24 protein-coding genes and 3 tRNA genes are annotated in these 22,016 nt (G+C 70.8%); 3 read left to right on the top strand and 24 right to left on the bottom strand.

Translation table 11 applies throughout. The features are described from left to right. Positions 1-50 precede the first annotated feature (50 nt). The 12 genes from ABEA42_RS00400 to ABEA42_RS00455 form a co-directional block, all read right to left on the bottom strand. Positions 51-1,313, bottom strand: coding sequence for an MCE family protein (locus ABEA42_RS00400; protein ID WP_345500387.1), 1,263 nt, complete (start codon positions 1,311-1,313; stop codon positions 51-53). A gap of 132 nt (positions 1,314-1,445) precedes the next feature. Beyond that, the gene (locus tag ABEA42_RS00405) at positions 1,446-2,273 is read right to left on the bottom strand and encodes an MlaE family ABC transporter permease (RefSeq protein ID WP_345500388.1); all 828 of its coding nucleotides are present in this window, start codon (positions 2,271-2,273) and stop codon (positions 1,446-1,448) included. A gap of 12 nt (positions 2,274-2,285) precedes the next feature. Beyond that, complete coding sequence (locus ABEA42_RS00410) at positions 2,286-3,056, bottom strand: MlaE family ABC transporter permease (protein ID WP_345500390.1); 771 nt, start codon at positions 3,054-3,056, stop codon at positions 2,286-2,288. Beyond that, entirely contained in the window at positions 3,056-4,132 is a 1,077-nt protein-coding gene (locus tag ABEA42_RS00415; RefSeq protein ID WP_345500391.1) for an ABC transporter ATP-binding protein, read from the bottom strand. The genes ABEA42_RS00410 and ABEA42_RS00415 overlap by 1 nt, the downstream gene beginning before the upstream one ends. A 382-nt stretch (positions 4,133-4,514) precedes the next feature. Further along, positions 4,515-4,904, bottom strand: a complete 390-nt coding sequence (gene rplL, locus ABEA42_RS00420) for a 50S ribosomal protein L7/L12 (protein ID WP_345500392.1) — start codon at positions 4,902-4,904, stop codon at positions 4,515-4,517. 87 nt (positions 4,905-4,991) lie between these two features. Then, a complete protein-coding gene (gene rplJ, locus ABEA42_RS00425; RefSeq protein ID WP_345500393.1) occupies positions 4,992-5,615 on the bottom strand; it encodes a 50S ribosomal protein L10 in 624 nt (207 codons plus the stop codon). Positions 5,616-5,942: 327 nt separating this feature from the next. Next, positions 5,943-6,722 carry a hypothetical protein gene (locus tag ABEA42_RS00430; RefSeq protein ID WP_345500394.1) on the bottom strand — a complete coding sequence of 260 codons (780 nt, stop codon included), beginning with the start codon at positions 6,720-6,722 and terminating at the stop codon, positions 5,943-5,945. A gap of 173 nt (positions 6,723-6,895) precedes the next feature. Beyond that, complete coding sequence (gene rplA, locus ABEA42_RS00435) at positions 6,896-7,615, bottom strand: 50S ribosomal protein L1 (protein ID WP_345500395.1); 720 nt, start codon at positions 7,613-7,615, stop codon at positions 6,896-6,898. Positions 7,616-7,727: 112 nt separating this feature from the next. After that, positions 7,728-8,165, bottom strand: coding sequence for a 50S ribosomal protein L11 (rplK, locus tag ABEA42_RS00440; protein ID WP_056882220.1), 438 nt, complete (start codon positions 8,163-8,165; stop codon positions 7,728-7,730). 92 nt (positions 8,166-8,257) lie between these two features. After that, positions 8,258-9,142: a transcription termination/antitermination protein NusG gene (gene nusG, locus ABEA42_RS00445; RefSeq protein WP_345500398.1), complete on the bottom strand. Its 885-nt coding sequence runs from the start codon at positions 9,140-9,142 to the stop codon at positions 8,258-8,260. A 64-nt stretch (positions 9,143-9,206) separates the two neighbouring features. Continuing rightward, a complete protein-coding gene (secE, locus tag ABEA42_RS00450) occupies positions 9,207-9,467 on the bottom strand; it encodes a preprotein translocase subunit SecE (protein WP_345500400.1) in 261 nt (86 codons plus the stop codon). A gap of 67 nt (positions 9,468-9,534) precedes the next feature. Continuing rightward, positions 9,535-9,607: transfer RNA gene (locus ABEA42_RS00455), tRNA-Trp, on the bottom strand. 269 nt (positions 9,608-9,876) lie between these two features. Here ABEA42_RS00455 and ABEA42_RS00460 point away from each other — a divergent pair. The 3 genes from ABEA42_RS00460 (at position 9,877) to ABEA42_RS00470 (ending at position 12,935) form a co-directional block, all read left to right on the top strand. Continuing rightward, complete coding sequence (locus ABEA42_RS00460) at positions 9,877-11,187, top strand: aminotransferase class I/II-fold pyridoxal phosphate-dependent enzyme (protein ID WP_345500401.1); 1,311 nt, start codon at positions 9,877-9,879, stop codon at positions 11,185-11,187. A 106-nt stretch (positions 11,188-11,293) separates the two neighbouring features. Beyond that, on the top strand, positions 11,294-11,794 hold the full coding sequence (locus ABEA42_RS00465; protein WP_345500402.1) for a DUF5709 domain-containing protein: 501 nt from the start codon (positions 11,294-11,296) through the stop codon (positions 11,792-11,794). A gap of 115 nt (positions 11,795-11,909) precedes the next feature. Further along, the gene (locus ABEA42_RS00470) at positions 11,910-12,935 is read left to right on the top strand and encodes an adenosine deaminase (RefSeq protein WP_345500403.1); all 1,026 of its coding nucleotides are present in this window, start codon (positions 11,910-11,912) and stop codon (positions 12,933-12,935) included. A 9-nt stretch (positions 12,936-12,944) separates the two neighbouring features. Here the strand turns inward: ABEA42_RS00470 and ABEA42_RS00475 are convergent, their stop codons facing one another. From ABEA42_RS00475 to ABEA42_RS00530, 12 genes are all read right to left on the bottom strand, one after another. Further along, positions 12,945-14,021: a UDP-N-acetylmuramate dehydrogenase gene (locus ABEA42_RS00475; protein ID WP_345500405.1), complete on the bottom strand. Its 1,077-nt coding sequence runs from the start codon at positions 14,019-14,021 to the stop codon at positions 12,945-12,947. Positions 14,022-14,031: 10 nt separating this feature from the next. Beyond that, on the bottom strand, positions 14,032-14,454 hold the full coding sequence (locus ABEA42_RS00480; protein WP_345500407.1) for a MaoC family dehydratase: 423 nt from the start codon (positions 14,452-14,454) through the stop codon (positions 14,032-14,034). 2 nt (positions 14,455-14,456) lie between these two features. Next, on the bottom strand, positions 14,457-14,903 hold the full coding sequence (locus ABEA42_RS00485) for an FAS1-like dehydratase domain-containing protein (RefSeq protein WP_345500409.1): 447 nt from the start codon (positions 14,901-14,903) through the stop codon (positions 14,457-14,459). Between the two features lie 85 nt (positions 14,904-14,988). Then, on the bottom strand, positions 14,989-15,159 hold the full coding sequence (gene rpmG, locus ABEA42_RS00490) for a 50S ribosomal protein L33 (RefSeq protein ID WP_345500411.1): 171 nt from the start codon (positions 15,157-15,159) through the stop codon (positions 14,989-14,991). A gap of 123 nt (positions 15,160-15,282) precedes the next feature. Next, positions 15,283-15,356: transfer RNA gene (locus tag ABEA42_RS00495), tRNA-Met, on the bottom strand. A 33-nt stretch (positions 15,357-15,389) separates the two neighbouring features. Next, a tRNA-Thr gene (locus ABEA42_RS00500) sits at positions 15,390-15,462 on the bottom strand. A gap of 135 nt (positions 15,463-15,597) precedes the next feature. Next, on the bottom strand, positions 15,598-16,794 hold the full coding sequence (locus ABEA42_RS00505) for an acyl-CoA dehydrogenase family protein (RefSeq protein WP_345500413.1): 1,197 nt from the start codon (positions 16,792-16,794) through the stop codon (positions 15,598-15,600). A 23-nt stretch (positions 16,795-16,817) separates the two neighbouring features. Then, positions 16,818-17,276, bottom strand: coding sequence for a type II 3-dehydroquinate dehydratase (gene aroQ / locus ABEA42_RS00510; RefSeq protein ID WP_345501398.1), 459 nt, complete (start codon positions 17,274-17,276; stop codon positions 16,818-16,820). A 159-nt stretch (positions 17,277-17,435) separates the two neighbouring features. Continuing rightward, on the bottom strand, positions 17,436-18,161 hold the full coding sequence (locus ABEA42_RS00515; RefSeq protein ID WP_345500415.1) for an SRPBCC family protein: 726 nt from the start codon (positions 18,159-18,161) through the stop codon (positions 17,436-17,438). 4 nt (positions 18,162-18,165) lie between these two features. Continuing rightward, positions 18,166-19,020: an FAD binding domain-containing protein gene (locus ABEA42_RS00520; RefSeq protein WP_345500417.1), complete on the bottom strand. Its 855-nt coding sequence runs from the start codon at positions 19,018-19,020 to the stop codon at positions 18,166-18,168. After that, entirely contained in the window at positions 19,017-21,509 is a 2,493-nt protein-coding gene (locus tag ABEA42_RS00525; protein ID WP_345500419.1) for a xanthine dehydrogenase family protein molybdopterin-binding subunit, read from the bottom strand. Before ABEA42_RS00525 ends, ABEA42_RS00520 begins: the two co-directional genes overlap by 4 nt. Further along, positions 21,506-22,006: a (2Fe-2S)-binding protein gene (locus ABEA42_RS00530; protein ID WP_345500421.1), complete on the bottom strand. Its 501-nt coding sequence runs from the start codon at positions 22,004-22,006 to the stop codon at positions 21,506-21,508. Before ABEA42_RS00530 ends, ABEA42_RS00525 begins: the two co-directional genes overlap by 4 nt. Between the last annotated feature and the right edge of the window lie 10 nt (positions 22,007-22,016).

The raw sequence follows: 22,016 nt of genomic DNA on the forward strand, positions 1-22,016 counted from the left end.
TCGCCAGGTGTCGGAGCGACGAAGGAGCAGAGAACGTGGTGGGGTGATGTTCACTGCTGGCTCACCACCGTTCCACGCAGCATGGGTCCGGCGAGGAGCGTGGTGATGGCCGAGGGCTTCGCCGACCCGTCCTCGGACAGCAGGGCGGCGACCACGTGCTGCTCCTGCTCGGTGCCGGCGAGGCCCGAGTCGGCGGTGCCGATCGCGAGGCCGGAGGTTCCGGTGAAGGCGGCGGGAAGTGCGCTGCTCGCGCTCGACCCGCTCGCTGCGGTGCCGTCGTCGAAGTGGATGCCCTTGCGGGGGTGGGCCTGGCTGCCGTACGAGTCGGGGAGGCCGTAGCAGGTGGGTCCACGGCTCTCGCCCCAGCGGGGTTCCTCCCCCGGCCGGTACCCCGGCCGCTGCGGAGCGACCTCGACCGTGATGTGGAACTGCTCCGACCGGAACGCCTCATCGATCCGCGGCACCCAGTTCGTCAACGCCGCCGCCATGCACGGATACTCCGGCGCATACCTCGCGAACACCGCCAACGTCGGCCGCTGCACCTGACCCACCCGGATCACCCGCTCACCATCAGCAGACAAGAAGTCCGCCGCCTGGTTCGCGAACCCCGCCGTCCCCGCCAAGAACCCCGCCAGGTCATCCCGCTTGGTCACCAACGTCGTGTTCGTCGTCACCAACGCCGACGCCGCCGCCACCAGATCCGGCGCCGCCACCGCATACGTGCTCGCCAGGTCCGCCAACCCACTGATGTCCGCCCGGATCGTCGGCAACCGCGGGTTCAGCTCCTTGAAGTACGAATCCACCAACACCAGGTTCTGACCCAACCGGGTCCCCCGACCCTCCAACGCCGACGCCAACGCGTTCAACGTCGCCGACAACTTCTCCGGCCGCACCGACCGCAACAACGGCAACAGGTCCGCGAACACCTTCTCCAGCTCGATCGCCACACTCGAGCGGTCCTGCCCGATCACCGCCCCCGCCCGGATCGGCCCCGACGACACCACCGGCGCCACCAGATCCACGAACCGCTCCCCGAACAACGTCTTGGGCAACAACCGCGCCGACACGTTCCCCGGCACCATCGACACCAACCCCGGGTCCAACGCCAACCCCAACCGCGCCCCCGAACCCGTCACCTCGATCGAACGGACCTCACCCACCACCAGCCCCCGCAGCTTCACATCCGAAGCCACCTGCAGCTGCGACCCGATCCGATCGGTCAACAACGTCACCTCGACCACCGGCGTGAACCGCTTCTGGAACGAGGCCACCGACAACCCCACCAACAACGCCACCACCACCAGGAACCCCACCCCGTACGCCTTGTTGCCGAGGCGGGAGAGCGCCCCGCGGGCAGGCCCCACGGGCCGCTCCGGGATGGTGGTCACCTCGGGGGCGGCGGTCGGCTGGGGGGCCTCGGTGGGCTCAGGGGTCTGGGTCATCGGCTATCCCGCGATCCGGACGGTCGTCGTGGCGCCCCACACGGCCAGGGAGAAGAAGAAGTCGACGATGTTGATGGCCACGATGGACGTGCGCACGGCCTTGCCGACCGCGACGCCCACCCCGGCGGGGCCACCGGAGGCGTTGTAGCCGTAGTAGCAGTGGATCAGGATGATGACGACGGCGAAGACCATCACCTTGAGGAACGAGAAGAGCACGTCCACCGGGGGCAGGAACAGGTGGAAGTAGTGGTCGTAGGTGCCCTTGGACTGGCCGAAGTACTCGGTGACGATGAACCGGGTCGCGCCGTACGACGACAGCAGGCCGAGCACGTAGAGGGGCACGACCGCGACGAACCCGGCGATCATGCGCGTGGTCACGAGGTAGGGCAGCGAGGGCACGCCCATCACCTCGAGGGCGTCGACCTCCTCGGAGATCCGCATGGCGCCCAGCTGCGCCGTGAAGCCGCAGCCCACGGTGGCCGCGAGGGCCAGGCCCGCCACGAGCGGGGCGATCTCACGGGTGTTGAGGTAGGCGGACACGAAGCCGGTGAAGGCTCCGGTACCGAGCTGGTTGAGCGACGAGTACCCCTGCAGCCCGACCTGGCTGCCGGTGAAGAACGCGAGGAAGGCGATGACGCCGACGGTCCCGCCGATGACGGACAGGGCCCCGGAGCCGAGGGAGACCTCGGCCAGCAGCCGCAGGACCTCCTTCTTGTAGCGCCGGAGAGTGCGCGGGCTCCACGCGAGGGAGCGGACGTAGAACCGCATCTGCTCGCCGAGACTTTCGAGGGCCTGGCCGGGTCGGCCGGCGAGCTCGAGGACCTTGCTCATCGGGACACCTCCTCAGATCTTCTGGGGGACGACTTGGAAGTAGATGGCGCTGGCGACGAAGTTGACGACGAACAGGAACATGAACGTGATGACCACGCTCTGGTTCACGGCGTCGCCCACGCCCTTCGGGCCACCGCCGGCGGTGAGGCCCTTGTACGAGGCGACGACCGCGGCGATGAAGCCGAAGATCACCGCCTTGATCTCGCTGGTCCACAGGTCGGCCAGCTGGGCCAGGGCCGTGAACGACGCGATGTAGGCACCCGGGGTGCCGCCCTGGATGATGACGTTGAAGAAGTAGCCGCCAGCGACCCCGACCACCGACACCAGGCCGTTGAGGAGCAGCGCCACGACCATGGCGGCGAGGACGCGGGGGACGACCAGGCGCTGGATCGGGCTGATGCCCAGCACCTCCATGGCGTCGATCTCCTCGCGGATCTTGCGGGAGCCGAGGTCTGCGCAGATGGCCGAGCCGCCGGCGCCCGCGATGAGCAGGGCCGTGACGATCGGCGAGGCCTCGCGGATGACCGCCAGCACCGAGGCGGCCCCGGTGAACGACTGGGCGCCGAGCTGGCGGGTCAGCGTGCCGAGCTGGAGGGCGATGACCGCGCCGAACGGGATCGACACCAGCGCGGTCGGCACGATGGTCACCGAGGCGATGAACCAGCACTGCTGGATGAACTCCTTGGCCTGGAACGGCCGCCGGGGCATCGCCCGCAGCGTGTCGAGGACGAGGGCGAACAGCGAGCCGCTCTGGCGCAGGGCGGCGGTCACGGGGTTGGCCATCAGACCGGCTCCTCCACGGAGTCCGCCTGCGCGTCGCCGGTGGGGGTGGCGTCGGTGGGGGCCGTGTCGCTGTGGGTGACGTCGGCTCTGGTCGTGTCGGTGGGGGTGGTGTCGGCGCGGACGCCCGGGACCCCCGCGTTGTGCGACTGGAACGACCCGGGGGGCGGGGTGACACCGTGCTCACGGCACCACTCCCCCGCCGGCCGCTCGCCTCTGCGCGGGGCGCCGTCGCTGGTGCCCAGCTGGAGCGGGATGGGGGGCAGCGGGGGCAGCTCCTGCCCCGACTTCGCCTCGGCGGCCAGCTCGTCGGCGTCCTTCTCCTCCGACATGCCGATGGGGCCGATCGTCTGGGCGTTGAGGAACTGGCGGACGACAGGCTCCTCCGAGCTCAGCAGCATCTCGCGCGGCCCGAACATCGCCAGGTGCTTGTGGTAGAGCAGGCCGATGTTGTCCGGGACGGTCCGGGTCGAGTTGATGTCGTGCGTGACGATGAGGAACGTCGCGTCGATCTGGGCGTTGAGGTCGATGAACAGCTGGTTGATGTACGAGGTGCGCACCGGGTCCAGGCCGGAGTCGGGCTCGTCGATGAGCAGGATCTCGGGGTCGAGGACCAGGGCTCGCGCCAGGCCGGCGCGCTTGCGCATGCCGCCGGAGATCTCGCCCGGCAGCTTGGACTCGGCGCCGGAGAGGCCGACGAGGTCCATCTTCTCCATGACGATCGACCTGATGTCGGACTCGCTCTTGCGGGTGTGCTCACGCAAGGGGAAGGCGACGTTGTCGTAGAGGTTCATCGAGCCGAACAGCGCGCCGTCCTGGAAGAGGACGCCGAAGAGCTTGCGGATCTCGTAGAGGTCGTGCTCGCGCAGCTTGGTCAGGTCGCGGCCCTGGATCATGATCGACCCGGCGTCGGGCTTGAGCAGCCCCACGAGCGTCTTGAGGAACACCGACTTGCCCGTGCCCGAGGGGCCGAGCATGACCGAGATCTCGCCGGCGGGGAGCGTGAGGGTCACGTCGTTCCAGATCACCTGGGACCCGAACCGCTTGGTCAGTCCCTCGACCTTGATCTCAACGCCCACTGCTCACCTCGTCGTGGATTCCTGGGGTGGTGCCGGGCCGACGCGCAGGGGGCGGTCGGCCGTTCGCAGGGCTCAACGACGGGCGGGGCCGGAGGTTACGGTCCGGCGGGCACGGGCTGCAGTGGGGCGTGGACGGGCGCCAGCCCTGCCCCATACCCGCGCCCCACCCGCGACACCCCCGCGACCCACCTCCGACTTCTTGCCCGGCAAGCACCTCAACCACCGCGGATCCACGCCCGATCGGTGCAGACCGGGCAAGAAGTCCGGGCAGGTCCAGGGCAGGGGGCGGCCGGTCCGGGCATGCGAAAGGCGGGCCCGACCGGAGTCGGACCCGCCTTCGCGGAAGTGCTGTGCTCCCCCGCCGCAGCGGGGAAGCGTCAGGTCACTTGAGGGTGACGGTGGCCCCGGCGCCCTCGAGGGCCTCCTTGGCCTTGTCCGCGGCAGCCTTGTCGACCTTCTCGAGAACGGGCTTGGGGGCGCCGTCCACGAGGTCCTTGGCCTCCTTCAGGCCGAGGGAGGTCAGCGCGCGGACCTCCTTGATGACCTGGATCTTCTTGTCGCCAGCAGCCTCGAGGATGACGTCGAACTCGTCCTGCTCCTCGGCAGCAGCAGCGTCGCCGCCGCCAGCCGGGGCGCCGGCCGCGGCAACGGCCACGGGGGCAGCAGCGGTGACGTTGAAGGTGTCCTCGAACTGCTTCACGAACTCGGAGAGCTCGATGAGGGTCATTTCCTTGAAGGCCTCAAGGAGCTCGTCGGTGGAGAGCTTCGCCATGATGGGCGTCCTTTCGTGTGTTTCGTATGCCGTGAGTGGCGGTTTGGTGGTGCGAGCTGCACTGGTCGGGGTCACCCCCGGACCGGGTCAGCTCTCGTCGCCACCCTCGGCGACGTCGGTGGCCTCGGCCGCGGGGGCCTCGGCGGGGGTCTCCGCAGCCTCGGCAGCGGGGGCGGCGGCATCGGCCACCGGACCCTCGGCCTCGACCTTGGCACGCAGTGCGTCGACGACCCGAGCGGTCTGCGACAGCGGCGCGGCGAAGAGGTAGACAGCCTGGCTGAGCGACGCCTGAAGGGCACCGGCCAGCTTGGCCAGGAGAACCTCGCGGGACTCGAGGTCCGCGAGCTTCGTGATCTCCTCGGGGGTGAGGGCCTTGCCGTCGAGGACGCCGCCCTTGATCACGAGGAGGGGGTTCGCCTTGGCGAAGTCACGCAGGCCCTTGGCAGCCTCGACCGGGTCGCCGTCGACGAAGGCGATGGCGGACGGCCCGACGAGCTGGCCGTCGAAAGCCGTGACACCGGCCTCCTTGGCAGCAATCTCGGTCAGCGTGTTCTTCACGACGGCGAAGGTGGCGTTTCCGCGCAGCGAGGTGCGCAGGGCGGTGATCTGCTTCACCGAGAGCCCGCGGTACTCGGTCAGCACGGCCGCGCCCGAGGTGCGGAACTTGTCCGACAGCTCGGCGATGGCGGCAGCCTTGTCAGCCTTGGCCATGTGGCCTCCCTTCCGTGTGTGCGACCGTCCGGAGTGAGGGACCCACATGGGAAGAGCCCCGTGCACAGGGCACGGGGCTCGCACGCGGACCAGCTCGGGAGCGGGTCCTGCGGGTGAATCGTGGCCTGCGCTGGATGCCCACCGGGTGGGACCTTCGGTCACGTGCTGCCTCTTGCGGTGGCACGCGACAACCGAGCGGTCTTTGGTCAGGTCACAGCGTAGGCGCTGACCCCGGCCCCGACCAAATCGCACCGCCCCCTCGGGTCCCGAGGGGGCGGTGCGGTGACGCGGAGCCCGGCGCGCCGCCGGACCTGGTGCAGCCGTCCGTCAGCTGCTGGGCATCTGGAACGTGCCGACCTGGCTGGCCGGCGGCACCGCGATCTTGACCGACTTGCCCCAGTCCGAGAAGGCGATGGTGATCGTCTGCCCCTCGGCCTCGACGGTCATCTTGGTCGGGCGGTCCTGGGCGTCGAGGGTGTAGCGGGCCTTGACCGGCTTGGCCGACGGCGCGGCGGTCTGGCCGCTGGAGCCGAGCAGGGTGTTGGGGTCGATGGTCACGTCGTAGACCTTCTCGTCGGCCGACGAGCTCACGACCGTCGCCTTGGAGCCCTTGAGCGCCTTCGCCAGCTGGCGCGGGTCACCCATGTCCCCCGTGAGCCCCGCGAACATCTTGCTCATCGGGTCGTTGCCCTTGGGGTCGATCTTCACCCACGGCTTCTGCGAGCCCGGCAGGCCCTTCATGTAGATGATCCCGCCGGCGGACACGACCCGCAGGGTCTGGCCCTGGATCTCCATCGTCATGTCCTGCTCCATCTTGCCGCCGTTCATGGCGAACTCGCCCTTGGCGCTGCCCGAGGAGCCGAGGTCCATGCTGACGGTGCCCGAGCCGGCCTTGACCATGGCGTCGGTCATGCGGGTCGCCAGCTCGGCCCCGTCGACGGAGTCGCCCGCCTTGAGGGACGGTGCCGAGGAGCTGGAGCTGCTGCTCGAGCTGCTCGAGGAGCCCGACGAGGTCGAGGCGGCAGGCGACCCGGAGTCGGAGCTGCCGCAGCCGCTCAGGCCCAGAGCCGCGGCCAGCGCGACGGCAGCGATCGAGGTGGTCTTCATGCGTCGTCCCCCAGGGTGTGTGGCGCGGCGCGTCGTCGCCGCGGCAGGTGGTGCGCACGCGTGGCATGGGGCCGGTCCATCACGGAATGCGTGCTCGTCCACCATAACCGCCAGCGCACGCAAAGAGCCCGCCACCCCGAGGGGGTGACGGGCTCCGAGCGGTGCGGGGGACGTCAGGCGGTGGCCTCGTCCTCGACCAGCAGGTTGCGGGTGCGGCTGTGGTCGAGCGGGATGCCGGGGCCCATCGTCGTGGTCATCGTGGCCTTGAGGATGTAGCGGCCCTTGGACGCCGACGGCTTGAGGCGCAGGACCTCCTCGAGGGCGGCGCCGTAGTTCTCCACGAGGGACTTCTCGTCGAACGAGGCCTTGCCGATGATGAAGTGGAGGTTCGCGTGCTTGTCGACGCGGAACTCGATCTTGCCGCCCTTGATGTCGGTCACGGCCTTGGCGGTGTCCATGGTGACGGTGCCGGTCTTCGGGTTGGGCATGAGACCACGCGGGCCGAGGACCTTGCCGAGGCGACCGACCTTGCCCATCATGTCCGGCGTCGCGACGACGGCGTCGAAGTCGAGCCAGCCACCGGCGACCTTCTCGAGCAGCTCGTCGGAGCCGACGTGGTCGGCGCCGGCCTCACGGGCGGCCTCGGCCTTGTCGCCGTTGGCGAACACCAGGACGCGGGCGGTCTTGCCCGTGCCGTGCGGCAGGTTGACGGTGCCGCGGACCATCTGGTCGGCCTTGCGGGGGTCGACACCGAGGCGCATGGCGACCTCGACGGTCTCGTCGTACTTGGCCTTGGCGTTGGTCTTGGCGAGGCGGACGGCCTCGAGGGGGGCGTAGACCTTCGAGCTGTCGATGCTCGAGGCGGCCTCGCGGTAAGCCTTGCTGCGCTTCATTTCTGCTCCTGTATCAGGTGGTGCGGTGGAGTTGTGGTCTCGCGGACCAGCGCGGTCCTGCCACGGTCCCCGGTACGCCGCTCGCGCGGCGTACCGGAGGGGGTTCGGGGTGTTACTTGAGCTCGGTCTCGACGCCCATGGAGCGGGCGGTGCCGGCGATGATCTTCATGGCCTGCTCGACGTCGTTGGCGTTGAGGTCCTCCATCTTCATCGTGGCGATCTCGCGGACCTGGTCGGCCGACAGCTTGGCGACCTTGGTCTTGTGCGGCTCGCCCGAGCCCTTGGGCACGCCGGCAGCCTTCTTGATGAGCTCGGCGGCCGGGGGCGTCTTGGTGACGAAGGTGAAGGAGCGGTCCTCGTAGACCGTGATCTCGACGGGGATGACGTTGCCGCGCTGGGACTCCGTCGCAGCGTTGTACGCCTTGACGAACTCCATGATGTTGACGCCGTGCTGACCGAGGGCGGGGCCGACGGGCGGGGCGGGCGTCGCGGCGCCGGCCTGGATCTGCAGCTTGATGAAGCCGGAGATCTTCTTGCTCTTGGGAGGCATGTGCTGGTGTTCCTTCTGTGGTGGTTGGGCCTACGCCGTGGGCGATGACCCGGTTGCAGTACCCCCGAGGACCGGGGGCAGGAGCCGTCCGCTCAGATCTTGGCGACCTGGTTGAACGACAGCTCGACCGGGGTCTCCCGGCCGAAGATCGAGACCAGCACCTTGAGCTTCTGGGTGTCGGCGTTGATCTCGGAGATCGTGGCGGGAAGGGTCTCGAAGGGCCCTTCCATGACGGTGACCGACTCGCCGACCTCGAAGTCGACGACGGCGGTCTCGCGGGGCTTGCCCGCCGCGGTGCCGGGGGCGGCGCCGGCGGCAGCCGTGCTCCCCAGGTCGGCCGGGGCCAGCATGGTGAAGACCTCGTCGAGGCTCAGCGGCACGGGCTGGTGGGCGTTGCCGACGAAGCCGGTGACGCCGGGGGTGTGGCGGACCGCACCCCAGGACTCGTCGGTGAGGTCCATGCGCACGAGGACGTACCCGGGCATCCGGACCCGCTTGACGAGCTTCTTCTGCCCGTTCTTGATCTCGGTGACCTCTTCCATCGGGACCTGGGCCTCGAAGATGAAGTCCTCCATGTTGAGGGAGGTCGTGCGGTTCTCGAGGTTGGCCTTCACGCGGTTCTCGTAGCCGGCGTAGGAGTGCACGACGTACCAGTCGCCGAACTTGCTGGCGAGGGCGTCCTTGAACTCCTTGACCGGGTCGGCCGGGGGTGCGTCGACGTCGGGCTCGTCGGTGGCGGCCGGCTCGCCGGCGGCGTCGTCGGTGTCGCTGAAGGAGACACCGGCGGGGGCGTCGGTGTCAGCGCCCTCGTCGACACCCTCCTCGGGGGCGACCTCGTCGTCGGAGGCGGTGGCGTCGGTGTCCACGGAGTCGTCGACAGAGTCCGTCCCCGGCTGCTCGAGCTCGGCGGCGTCGGTGCTCGCGGCGACCTCGTCGGTCTGCGGCTCCGCGTTGTCGGTGGTCCACTGGTCGGACACGCTGATGACCTACTTCCTTCTGGTGTTACCGGGTGAACCCCGGGTCAGTGCGGGCGGGCGGCGACTAGCCGCCGAAGACCCACAGGACGAGCTTGGTGAAACCGAAGTCCACGGACGAGACCAGCGCCATGACGAACACGACGAACACGATCACGACGATCGTGTAGTTGACCAGCTCCGCCCGAGTCGGCCGCACGACCTTGCGCAGCTCGTCGAGGATCTGGCTGACGAACAGGGACAGCGCCCGGAAGAACCGGGAAACCGGGTTGCCGCTCCTGCCGCCCTTGCGGCTGGTGCGACCAGAGCCGCGGGTCTCCGCGCTCACGTCCGTCACGATGCCTCTGCTTTCACTGTGTCTGCCCTGGGCCTGGTCGGCCGCAGGTCCTGCAACGCAGGGCAGGAGGGACTCGAACCCCCAACCGCCGGTTTTGGAGACCGGTGCTCTACCAATTGAGCCACTGCCCTACGGAACGCCTCGCGGGGAGCGGGGAGTTCCGAGGCCGTCCCGGACCGTGCGCCGGCGACCCGTTGCAGGGCACGCCGGAAGCATGGTCAGAGTCAACCGAGGAGCAAGCATACGTGAGCCGCGGCCCGGAACGCGAACTCGCCCGCGAGGCGCCGTTCCCGTGGATGGGATGGGCCCTCCGCTCGGGTGGGTCGGGGCCTCATGGCCCGGCTGTGCGCCATACGGACGCCCGCTGCGTACCCGGCCCGCGCTCTGGGAGCATGGCAGCGTGACCGAGCAGACCGCCACCGACCGCCCCACCCCCCTCGCCGAGCGCTCCGCCGACGACCTCGCGTCGTTCGCCCGTGAGCAGCGGGAGGCGTACGCCGCGCTCAAGGAGCGCGGGCTCAAGCTCGACCTCACCCGGGGGAAGCCGGCGAGCGAGCAGCTCGACCTCGCCAACGACCTGCTCACCCTGCCGAAGGGGTGGACCGACGCCAGCGGCACCGACACCCGCAACTACGGCGGCCTGGAAGGCCTGCGCGAGCTGCGGGAGATGTTCGCGGAGCTGCTGTGGGTGGCGCCCGAGCAGGTGGTCGCCGGGGGCAACTCCAGCCTGACGATGATGAAGGACACCCTCGTCGACCTGCTCCTGCACGGCGGCGTCGACTCCCCCCGCCCGTGGGGCAAGGAGGAGAAGGTCACGTTCATCTGCCCCGTCCCGGGCTACGACCGGCACTTCACCCTGCTGCAGTCGTTCGGCATCGAGATGGTGACCGTGCCGATGCACGACGACGGCCCGGACGCCGAGGCCGTGGCGGCGCTCGTGGCGGACGACCCCAGCATCAAGGGCATGTGGGTCGTCCCGACCTACGCCAACCCGTCCGGGTCGGTCGTCAGCCAGGAGGTGGCCGCGCGGCTCGCCTCCATGGAGACGGCGGCGCCCGACTTCAAGATCTTCTGGGACAACGCCTACGCGCTGCACCACCTCACCGCCGACGAGGCCAAGAGCGCCGACATCCTCAGCCTGGCGGCAGCCGCCGGCCACCCGCACCGCCCGGTCATGTTCGCGTCGACCTCCAAGATCACCTGGGCCGGTGCGGGCGTGGCGTTCCTCGCCGGGTCGGTCGAGACCGTCAAGTGGTACCTGGGTCACCTCGGCAAGGGCTCGATCGGCCCCGACAAGGTCAACCAGCTGCGCCACGCCCAGTTCTTCGGCTCGGCCCAGGGCGTGCGCGACCACATGGTGAAGCACCGCGACATCATCGCCCCGAAGTTCGCGGAGGTGGAGCGCGTGCTCACCGAGCGCCTCGGCGGTCTCGGCGTCGCGACCTGGACCCGTCCGAAGGGTGGCTACTTCGTCAGCCTAGACGTCCTCGACGGCACCGCCTCCCGTGTGGTGCAGCTCGCCAAGGAGGCCGGTATCGCGCTCACGCCGGCCGGCTCGTCGTTCCCCCTCGGCGACGACCCGCGCGACCGCAACATCCGCCTCGCCCCGACCTTCCCCCCGCTCGGGCAGGTCACCGAGGCGATGGAGGCGGTCGCGACCTGTGTGCTGCTCGCCGCCGCGGAGCAGGCTGCCGAGGAACGCTCCTCCTGAGACCACCTGCTGCCGCCACGGGTGGTGGGGCGGTGGCACCGGCGCGGGGATCGAAGGCGGGACCCCTGGCCTTGCGGCGCCCCCTCCCCTGCCGCAGGGTGGGGGCATGAGCGATCAGCCCGGAACCGAAAGCATCGAGGACGACCTCGGCAGCTACAGCGTGGACGACGCCGTCGACGCCGGCAGCGGCCAGGAGCAGCTGCTGGACTCGAGCGAGGGTGACAACGAGCCCTGGTCGCCCCCGGACCAGCAGCCCCGCAGCACCGAGTGGGGCACCACGGCAGCCGAGCAGGGCCAGGACGAGACCATCGACCAGCGGGTCATGCAGGAGGTCCCCGACCCCTCCTCGGCCTACGGCGCACCCGACAACGAGAGCGGCCTCGACCCGGAGCCCCGGGTGGGCGGCGACGACCCCGACAGCATCGACGCCAGCGAGGACTTCCTCGGTGACGCCGAGGTGGGGGACGTAGGGGTGGGGCAGCTCGCGGACCCCGACGAGGGCGGCCGGGAGGACGACGAGCCCGAGCTGCTCGGCGAGGAGCTCGGCTCCGGGGACGGCGACCTCAGCCCCGAGGAGCAGGCCATGCACGTGGTCGACGGCGACTGAGCCGAGGACCCGCCCCGACCCGTACCGCATCCATCGACAGCGAGCCGCACACCGAGGCGCCGACCCGAGCGGGTCGGCGCCTCGGCGCGTGGCCGCCGGTGCCACACTGCAGCGCATGCCCCGGCCCGTCGACACGCTGCCCAAGGCCCACCTGCACCTGCACTTCACCGGGTCGATGCGGGTGGAGACGGTGCGCGAGCTCGCGGCCAAGCACGGCATCCGGCTGCCCGAGGCGCTGACGAGCGGTTGGCCGCCGCGGCTGAGCGCCCGGGACGAGCGCGGCTGGTTCCGCTTCCAGCGCCTGTACGACGCCGCCCGGGCTTGCGTGCGCGACGAGGCGGACCTGCGGCGGATCGTGCGGGAGGCGGCGCGGGACGATGCAGCCGAGGGTTCGCGGTGGCTCGAGCTGCAGGTCGACCCGACGTCGTACGCGCCCTTCGTGGGTGGCATCACGCCCGCGCTGGAGATCGTTCTCGACGAGGCGGCCGCCGCCTCGCGCGAGGAGCAGACCTCCGTGGCCGTCGTCGTGGCCGCCAGCCGCATCCGCCACCCCCTCGACGCCCGGACCCTGGCCCGCCTCGCGGTGCAGTACGCCGGCGAGGGGGCGGGCTCGGTCGTGGGGTTCGGGCTGAGCAATGACGAGCGCCGCGGCGACACCGCGGAGTTCGCCGCCGCCTTCCGGATCGCCCGGCACGCGGGTCTGGCGCTGGTGCCGCACGCCGGTGAGCTCCTCGGCCCGGCAGCCGTCGAGGCGACACTGGACGCCATCGAGCCCGATCGGCTCGGCCACGGGGTGCGGGCCGTCGAGGAGCCACGCGTGCTCGACCGCGTCGCGGAATCGGGCATCGCCCTCGAGGTGTGCCCCGGGAGCAACGTCGCACTCGGGGTCTACGCCACCGCCGACCAGGTGCCCCTGCGCACCCTGGTGGAGCACGGCATACCGGTGGCCCTGGGGGCCGACGACCCGCTGCTGTTCGGGTCGAGGCTCGCGGCGCAGTACGACGCGGCGCGGGCGCTGGGCTTCGACGACGACGAGCTGGCGGAGCTGGCGCGCGGGTCGCTGCGGGCGAGCCGGGCTCCTGCGGAGGTGCGCGACGCGGCCCTCGCCGAGGTGGACGCCTGGCTGGACGCACCCGCGTGACCCACGCGGTTACAGGTCGTGGCCGACCATCACCGGCTCGTTGACGAGCGTCACGCCGAACGCGTCCTGGACCCCGTCGCGGACCGCCCGGGCGAGGTCTGCCACCTGCGCCGCCGTCGCCCCACCACGGTTGGTGAGGGCGAGGGTGTGCTTGGAGGAGATGGCGGCCGAGCTGCCCGGCAGGGCGAAGCCCTTGGTGAAGCCGGCCTGCTCGATGAGCCAGGCCGCACTCGTCTTGGTGCCGCCGCCGGCGTCGGGGAAGCGAGGCGGCGTGGGACCGTCCGGCCCGAGCCGGCTGGCGGCCCTCGACTCCAGCGCGGCGAACCGCGACGCGGACAGGATCGGGTTGGTGAAGAAGGAGCCGCACGACCAGGTGTCGTGATCGTCGGCGTCGAGCACCATGCCCCGGCGGCGCCGCTGGGCCAGCACGGCCTCGCGGGCGTCGGCGAGCGGCACGCGGTCGCCCACGGCGACGTCGAGCTGACGGGCGAGGTCGGCGTACCCGACCGGCTGGCTCAGGTCGCCCGGGACGAGCTGGAAGAGGACGTCGAGGACGACGAACCGCGAGGTGCCCTTGAAGATCGAGTGGCGGTAGGTGAACCGGCAGTCGGCCGAGGCGAACGTGCGCACCCGCTGCTCGCTGCGGTCCCAGGTGCGGACCGAGGCGATGGTCTGGGCCACCTCCTGGCCGTAGGCACCGACGTTCTGCACCGGCGTCGCACCCGTGCCACCGGGGATGCCCGAGAGCGCCTCGATGCCGGACCACCCCTCGGCCACGGCCCGGGCGACGAGCTCGTCCCACGGCACGCCGGCAGCCACGCGCACCATGACGCCACCGCACAGGTCGGCCGACTCCACCTCGACACCGTCGGAGCCGACGCGCACGACCGTGCCGGCGAAACCCTCGTCGGCGATGACGACGTTGCTGCCACCGGTGACCACGAGCAGCGGCTCGTCGGCGTCGTCGACCTCACGGACCGCGTCGACCACCTCGTCGGTGGTCGTGGCGGTGACCAGGCGGGCTGCGGGCCCGCCCACCCGCATGGTCGTCAGCTCCGCCAGGGGGACGTCGTGCTCCTCACGCATGCAGCGGCGCTCAGTCGAGCTGGACGACGGCGAGGCAGCGGCCGAGGACCTTGTCGCCCCCGCTGGTGGCGGTGAGCTCGACGGTGGCCCGGCGTGACTGCTCGTCCAAGGCCTTGACGACGCCGGCGACCTCGACGGCGCCGCCGTCCTGCGGGACGACGACGGGCTTGGTGAAGCGGGTGCCGAACTCGACGACCCGGCCACCGTCACCGGCCCACTCCTCCACGACGGAGCCCGCGGCGCCCATCGTCCACATGCCGTGGGCGATGACGTCGGGAAGGCCGACGGAGCGGGCGAACTGCTCGTCCTGGTGGATCGGGTTCTGGTCGCCGGACGCCGCGGCGTAGGCGACGAGGGTGTCGCGCCCGACTGCGATCGTGCGGGCCTCGATGGTGTCGCCCACGCTGGTCTCCGCAAGGGTGCGCACGGCCATGGTCACTCCCCTCCCCTGATGACGATGGTGGACGTGGAGGTGCACAGCGCCTCGCCGGCGCTGGTGGCGAGCTCGGTGCGCGTCGTGACCATCGAGTGGCCGCCGGCGGCGCGCACCGAGTCGACGGTGAGGGTGCCGAGCACCTCGTCGCCCGCGGTGATCGGGCGGTGGTGGACGAAACGCTGCTCGCCGTGGACGACGCGGCTGTAGTCGATCCCCGCCTCGGGGTCCTGCACGAACACGGCGTCGCACTGCTGCGCGATCGTCACCGCGAAGGTGGGGGGAGCGATGACGTCGGCGTACCCGGCGGCCCTGGCCGCCTCGGCCGAGGAGTGCACGGGGTCGGTGGAGCCGACGGCGGCGGCGAAGGCGGCGATGGCCTCGGCACTCACCGCGTACGGGCCACTGGGCGGGTAGCTGCGCCCCACGAAGTCTGCGTTGACGGGCATGGGCACCACCCTATTGCGCCCGCGCACGGACACGACAAAGCCGCCCGTGGACCGAGGTCCGGGGCGGCTGTCGAGGCGGTTCAGCTCAGCGGGTCTCGCGGTGGACCGTGTGCTTGCCGTCGCGCGGGCAGTACTTCTTCATCTCCAGGCGGTCGGGGTTGTTCCGACGGTTCTTCTTGGTGATGTAGTTGCGCTCCTTGCAATCCACGCACGCCAAGGTGATCTTGGGGCGGACGTCTGCGCTCTTGCTAGCCACGGGGCAACCTGCTCTCGGAACTGACGGTGGTGATGTCTGGGGCGCCGCGCCGTGACATCCGGGGACATCAGGCGGCGACACATCAGGGTACGCGGATTCAGGCTGATCCTGAAATCGCGGTTGTAGCGGGAGCGGGGCTCGATCCCGCGACCTCACGATTATGAGTCGTGCGCTCTAACCAGCTGAGCTACCCCGCCATGGGGTGCAGCGCCTCGCGACGCCTTTCCCAGAGCCCCCTGTCGGAATCGAACCGACGACCTTTTCCTTACCATGGAAACGCTCTGCCGACTGAGCTAAGGGGGCCTGCACACCGGGGCTCGCAGAGCCGCGCGGAAGTGCGACGGTGAGACTACACGCTCGGGTGCCCGGACCGAAAATCGAGGTCCGGAGAGCCTCGGCGGGACCCTCTGGCAGGGCTCGGCGACCCCGTCGGAGGGCCTACCTGAAGGCCTGTTGACCGGTCATCGCCTGCCCGATGACGAGGGTGTGCATCTCCACCGTGCCCTCGTAGGTGAGCACCGACTCGAGGTTGTTCATGTGCCGGATGACGGGGTACTCGAGGCTGATGCCGTTGGCCCCCAGGATGGTCCGCGACGTGCGGCAGATGTCCAGCGCCTCGCGGATGTTGTTGAGCTTGCCGAGGCTGACCTGCTCCGGGCGCAGCGTGCCGGCGTCCTTGCGGCGGCCGAGGTGCAGGGCCAGCAGCTGGCCCTTGACCAGCTCGAGGGCCATGTCGGCGAGCTTCTGCTGGGTGAGCTGGAACCCCGCCAGCGGGCGGCCGAACTGCTCGCGCTCCATCGAGTACCGGCGCGCGGTGTCGAGGCTGGACCGCGCGGCACCCAGAGAGCCCCACACGATGCCGTAGCGCGCCTCGGAGAGGCAGGACAGCGGCCCCTTGAGCCCCCGGACCTCGGGGAGGACGGCGTCGGCAGGCAGCCGGACGCCGTCGAGGACGAGCTCACTGGTCACCGAGGCGCGCAGGCTCATCTTGTGCTTGATCAGCGGCGCGGAGAAGCCGGGGGTGGTGGTCGGCACGACGAAGCCCCGGATGCCGCCGTGCTCCTCCCCCGCCTGCGCCCACACGACCGCGACATCGGCGATCGAGCCGTTGGTGATCCACATCTTGGCCCCGTCGAGGACCCAGTCGTCGCCGTCGCGCCGCGCCCGGGTGCGCATCGACGCCGGGTCGGACCCGTGGTCGGGCTCGGTCAGGCCGAAGCACCCGATGGCCTCGCCGGCAGCCAGCTGCGGCAGCCACTGCTGCTTGTGCTCCTCGCTCCCCCAGCGGTGGATCGCGAACATCGCCAGTGACCCCTGCACCGAGACGAGGCTGCGGACGCCGGAGTCGGTGGCCTCGAGCTCGAGGCAGGCCAGGCCGTAGTCGACCGCGCTCATGCCCGCGCAGCCGTAGCCGTCCAGGTGCATGCCGAGCAGCCCGAGGGCGCCCAGCTCCTTGGTCAGGCCACGGACGTCGTCGAGCTCACCGCGCTCGAACCAGTCGGCGACGTGGGGCTCGACCCGCTCGTCGAGGAAGGTGCGCACGGTGCTGCGGACGGCCTTCTCCTCGTCGGAGAGGAGGTCGTCGATCCCGGCGAGGTCCATCGGGTCGAGGGGGCGACGGGTCGTGGGAGCCATGGCCTCATCCTGCCCCTCGACGGTCAGCCGCGCTGCTGCACGAGCTCGGCGACCCGGGTGACCGCGAACGCGTACCCGCTCGGCCCGCACCCCACGATGACGCCGGAGGCGATCGCCGACAGGTAGGAGTGGTGCCGGAACGGCTCGCGCGCGTGGACGTTCGAGAGGTGCACCTCGATGACCGGGCCCGTGACCGTGGCGAGCGCGTCGCGCAGGGCGATCGAGGTGTGGGTCAGGGCTCCCGCGTTGACGACGAACCCGGCTGCGGACGACCGCAGCTCCTGCACCGCGTCGACGAGCACGCCCTCGTGGTTGCTCTGCCGGAAGTCCACCGCGAGGCCCGCCTCGCCCGCGACCTCGCGGCACAGTGCCTCGATGTCGGCCAGCGTGTCGTGGCCGTAGACCTCCGGCTCGCGCTCGCCGAGCAGGTTGAGGTTCGGTCCGTTGAGGACGACGACGGTGGGCTCGCTCGGGCCGGTCATACCGCTCATGCGGCCCAGCGTAGGTGAGCAGGCCCCGTACGCCGGGTCTTTGAGCGCCTGACCCGGTCAGGACCGTGCCAGGCGCTCAAAGACCTCGGGGACCACGCGAGGGGCTCCACCCTCGCGGGCGGAGCCCCTCCGGTCGTGCGTACGGCGTGGTCAGCCCTTGCGGCGCCGCAGGCTGCGCAGCAGGACCACGAGGACCACCAGGGCCGCCACGGCTCCGGCGATCTGGGTGGCGTAGGACCTCAGCACCACGGGGAGGACCGTCGCCCCGAGGTCGAGCGAGTCGGCCTCCCGCGCCGGGCTCGGGGTCCGCGCCGCTGCCGCGGCTGCCGGCACCGGGGTCACCGCCGGACCCTGACCCGGCGACGGGGTCACCTCCTGTGGCGCCGGTGCCTCCGCGGGCGCGGTCGGAGATGGCTCCGCGGCGGCCGGGGGCGCCCCGACCTTGCCCTCGATGCAGTCGACGAACTGGCCGAGCAGCTTGTCGGAGACGTCCTGCATGACGCCCCGCCCGAACTGGGCCGGCTTCCCGGTGACGTTGAGGTCGGTCCTCACGTCGGCCTTCGTCGTGCCGTTGCCCGCGTCGGTGAGCTGGATGGTCACCGTCGCCCCGGCCGTGCCGTTGCCACGCTTGTCCTTGCCCTTGGCGTCGATCACCGCGCGGTACGCCTCGTCGTCGCGCTCCACGAAGGAGCCGCTGCCGGAGTACACCAGGGCGATCGGGCCGAGCTTGACCTTGACGGTCCCCGCGAAGCCGTCACCGGTGACGTCGGTGACGGTCGCCCCGGGGAAGCAGCTGCCGACCTCCTGGAGGTCCATGAAGGTCGCCCAGGTGTGCTCGACCGACGCGGGGACGGTGAACGAGTGGGTCAGCTCCACGGGCTCACCGACCTGCCGCGGCGAGCACCGCGCGCCGGGTGAGGACGGTGGCGAGGTGCTTGCGGTAGTCGGCGTCGCCGTTGAGGTCCGAGGGCGGGTTGGTGCCCTCGGCGGCCGCGGCACACGCCTCGCGCACGGCTTCCTCGGTGGCCTCCTTGCCGACGAGCGCCTGCTCCACGGCGGTCGCCCGCAGCGGTGTCGAGCCCATGTTGGTCAGCCCGATCCTCGCCTCGGCGATGGTCCCGCCGTCGACCCGGACCGTCGCGGCGACCGCGACGATCGACCACTGGTGGGCCACCCGGACGAACTTCTCGTAGCGGCTCCCCCACCCGGTGTGCTTGGGGACGCGGATCGCCGTGAGCAGCTCGCCCTCACCGACGGCCGTCTCGAACAGGTCGACGAAGAAGTCGCCCGCCGCGACGGTCCGGTCGCCACCCGGCCCGGTGATGACGAACTCGGTGTCGAGCGCGAGCGCGGGCGCCCCGACGTCCCCGGCCGGGTCGGCGTGCACGAGCGCACCGCCCACGGTCCCGCGGTGCCGGATCTGGGGGTCGGCGACCTCCTCGATGGCGTCGGTGAGCACCCCCGCGTGCTGGCGCACGAGGTCGCTGGCCAGCACGTCGGCATACGTGGTCATGGCACCGATGACGACGTGGTCGCCCTCTTCGCGCACCCCACGCAGCTCCTCGATCCGGCCGAGGTCGATGACCTTGTCGGGGGCGTTGAGGCGCATGCGCAGGATGGGCAGCAGGCTCTGCCCGCCGGCCATCACCTTGGCGTCGTCTCCCGCCTCGGCCAGGGCGCTGAGCGCCTCGGCCAAGGACGTGGGGGCGGCGTAGTCGAACGGGGCCGGGATCACTGTCCTGCTCCTTCCGCGGACGCGCTGCTACTGGGGTCCGGCGGCGCCTGGTTGGGCGCCCCCTCGTCGAAGTGCGGCTGCGCGCCACTCGTCGTGGGGTCGGCCTGGTTCGAGCCGGCCGACTGGATGGCCTTCCAGACCCGCTCGGGAGTGCACGGCATCTGGATGTCGTTGATGCCCAAGGGGCGCAGTGCGTCGACGACGGCGTTGACGACGGCCGGGGTCGAGGCGATGCAGCCCGCCTCGCCGACGCCCTTGGCGCCGAGGTCGTTCGTGGTCGACGGCGACACCGTGTTGTCGGTGACGAACGAGATCGTGTCGGCCGCGGTGGGCAGGGTGTAGTCGACGAACGAGCCCGACACGAGGGTGCCCTGGTCGTCGTAGACAGCCTCCTCCCACAGCGCCTGCGCGATGCCCTGGACCAGCCCGCCGTGCACCTGCCCCTCGACGATGAGGGGGTTCATGATGTTGCCGATGTCGTCGACGCAGACGTACTTGCGCATCGACACCTGCCCCGTCTCGGTGTCGACCTCCATGGCGCACAGGTGGGTGCCGTGCGGGAAGGAGAAGTCGACGGGGTCGTAGGTCGCGTCGGCGTCCAGGGTGGGCTCGAGGCCCTCGGGCAGGTCGTGCGAGGCGAAGGCGGCCCAGACCACCTCTGCCATGGCCTTGCCGTTGTCGGTGCCCTTGACCTTGAACTGGCCACCGGAGAACTCGATGTCGTCGACGGACGCCTCGAGCAGGTGCGCGGCGTGCGGCTTGGCCTTCTCGATGACCCGGTCGGCTGCCATGACGAGGGCCTGCCCACCGACGACGAGCGAGCGCGAGCCGTAGGTGTCGAGTCCGCGGTTGGCGATCTGGGTGTCGCCGTGCAGCACCTCCACGTCCTCGAACGGGACGCCGAGCTTGTCGGCGATGATCTGGCTCCAGACCGTCTCGTGGCCCTGGCCGTGCGGCGAGGTGCCCGTGACCACCTCGACCTTGCCGGTGGGCAGCATGCGGACGGTGGCGTGCTCCCAGCCGCCGGCGGCGTAGCGGAGCGCACCGAGCACCCGGGAGGGGGCGAGGCCGCACATCTCGGTGAAGGTCGAGATGCCGATCCCCAGCTGGACGGGGTCGTTGCGGTCACGCCGCTCCTGCTGCTCGCGGCGCAGGCCGTCGTAGTCGAAGAGCTCCCGCGCCCGGGCGGTCGCGGCCTCGTAGTTGCCGGAGTCGTACGTCATGCCCGCGACCGTGGTGAACGGGAACTCCTCGTGCTTGATCCAGTTCTTCTCCCGGATCTCCAGCGGGTCGACCCCGACCTCCACCGCCAGCTCGTCCATGAGCCGCTCGATGGCATACGTCGCCTCGGGGCGCCCGGCGCCGCGGTAGGCGTCGGTCCAGGTCTTGTTGGTGAACAGGTTGGTGCAGTTGAACTGGTAGGCCGGGAACTTGTAGATGGCGTTGAACATGAAGGCACCCAGGACGGGGATGCCGGAGGTGACGAGCCCCAGGTAGGCGCCCATGTCGGCGAGGAGGTCGACCTTGAGCCCGGTCACGGTGCCGTCCTTGGTCGCCGTCAGCGTGAGCTTCTGCCACTGGTCGCGACCGTGGTGCGCCGACAGCAGCGACTCGCTGCGGGTCTCGGTGTACTTCACGGGCTTGCCCGTGTGCCGTGCCGCGAGGACGGCGATGACCTCCTCCGGGGTGTGCTGGAGCTTCCCCCCGAAGCCGCCGCCGACGTCGGGGGCGATGACGCGGATCTTGCTCTCGGGGATGCCGAGCACGAGGGCGGTGAAGATGCGCACGAAGTGCGGCACCTGCGTGGCCGTCCAGATCGTCAGCTGCTCGCCCGTGGGGTCGCACACGACCGACCGGGGCTCCATGAACGCGGGGATGAGCCGCTGCTGGCGGTACTCGCGCTCGATGACGATGCCGTCGGCCCTGGCCTTCTCGATCGCCTCGTCGATCGACCCGCCCGTCCCCGCACCAGCGGAGTCGAACTGCCAGAACGCGCTCTTGTTGGTCCCCAGGCTGGGGTGGGCCAGCACCTCGTCGGTGGCGGCCGCCCTGAGGTCGAGGACCGGCGGCAGCTCGTCGTAGTCCACGTCCACCAGCTCGGCGGCGTCGCGGGCGGCCGCCGCGCTGCGAGCGATGACGACGGCGACGATCTCGCCGGCGAAGGCGACGTGGTCCACGGCGATCGCCGGGTGCACGGGCGCCTTCTGGTCCTCGGTGATCGGCCAGGCGTTGGCCATGCCGCCCTGGATGTCCTTGACGTCCTCACCGGTGAGGACCGCCAGGACCCCGGGCGAGGCCTTCGCCGCGGAGGTGTCGATGCCGGTGATCGTGGCGTGCGCGAAGGGGCTGCGCACCATGGCCAGGTGCTGCATGCCCTGGAGCTGGATGTTGTCGGTCCACTTCGTGCGGCCGGTGATGAGGCGCTGGTCCTCCTTGCGCTTGCGCGCCGCGCCGATCTCGGTCTTCGGGCGGTCCTCGACGGCGGTCATGACCGGTCACCTCCCTGGGCACCGGACGGGGCGGCAGCACCGGCGCCTGCGGCCTCCTGGACCGCCTTGACGATGTTGTGGTAGCCGGTGCAGCGGCAGAGGTTGCCCTCGAGGCCGACCCGGATCTCCTGCTCGGTGGGGTGCGGGTTGTCGTTGAGGACGTCGATGGCCTGCATGATCATGCCGGGGGTGCAGTAGCCGCACTGGAGAGCGTGGCAGTCGTGGAACGCCTGCTGCATCGGGTGCAGCTCGCCGTCCTGGGCGAGGCCCTCGATCGTCGTCACCTCGTGGCCGTCGGCCTGGACGGCGAGGACGTTGCACGACTTCACGCTGCGGCCGTCGAGGTGCACGGTGCAGGCACCGCAGTTGCTCGTGTCGCACCCCACCACGGTGCCGGTCTTGCCCAAGGTCTCCCTCAGGTAGTGGACGAGCAGCGTGCGCGGCTCCACCTCGTCCTCGTAGCCGACACCGTCGACCGTGACGTTGATCCGGGTCATCCAACACTCC

Origin of the sequence: Pedococcus ginsenosidimutans (assembly GCF_039544395.1) — a bacterium.
In the GTDB taxonomy this organism is placed as follows: Bacteria; Actinomycetota; Actinomycetes; order Actinomycetales; family Dermatophilaceae; genus Pedococcus; species Pedococcus ginsenosidimutans.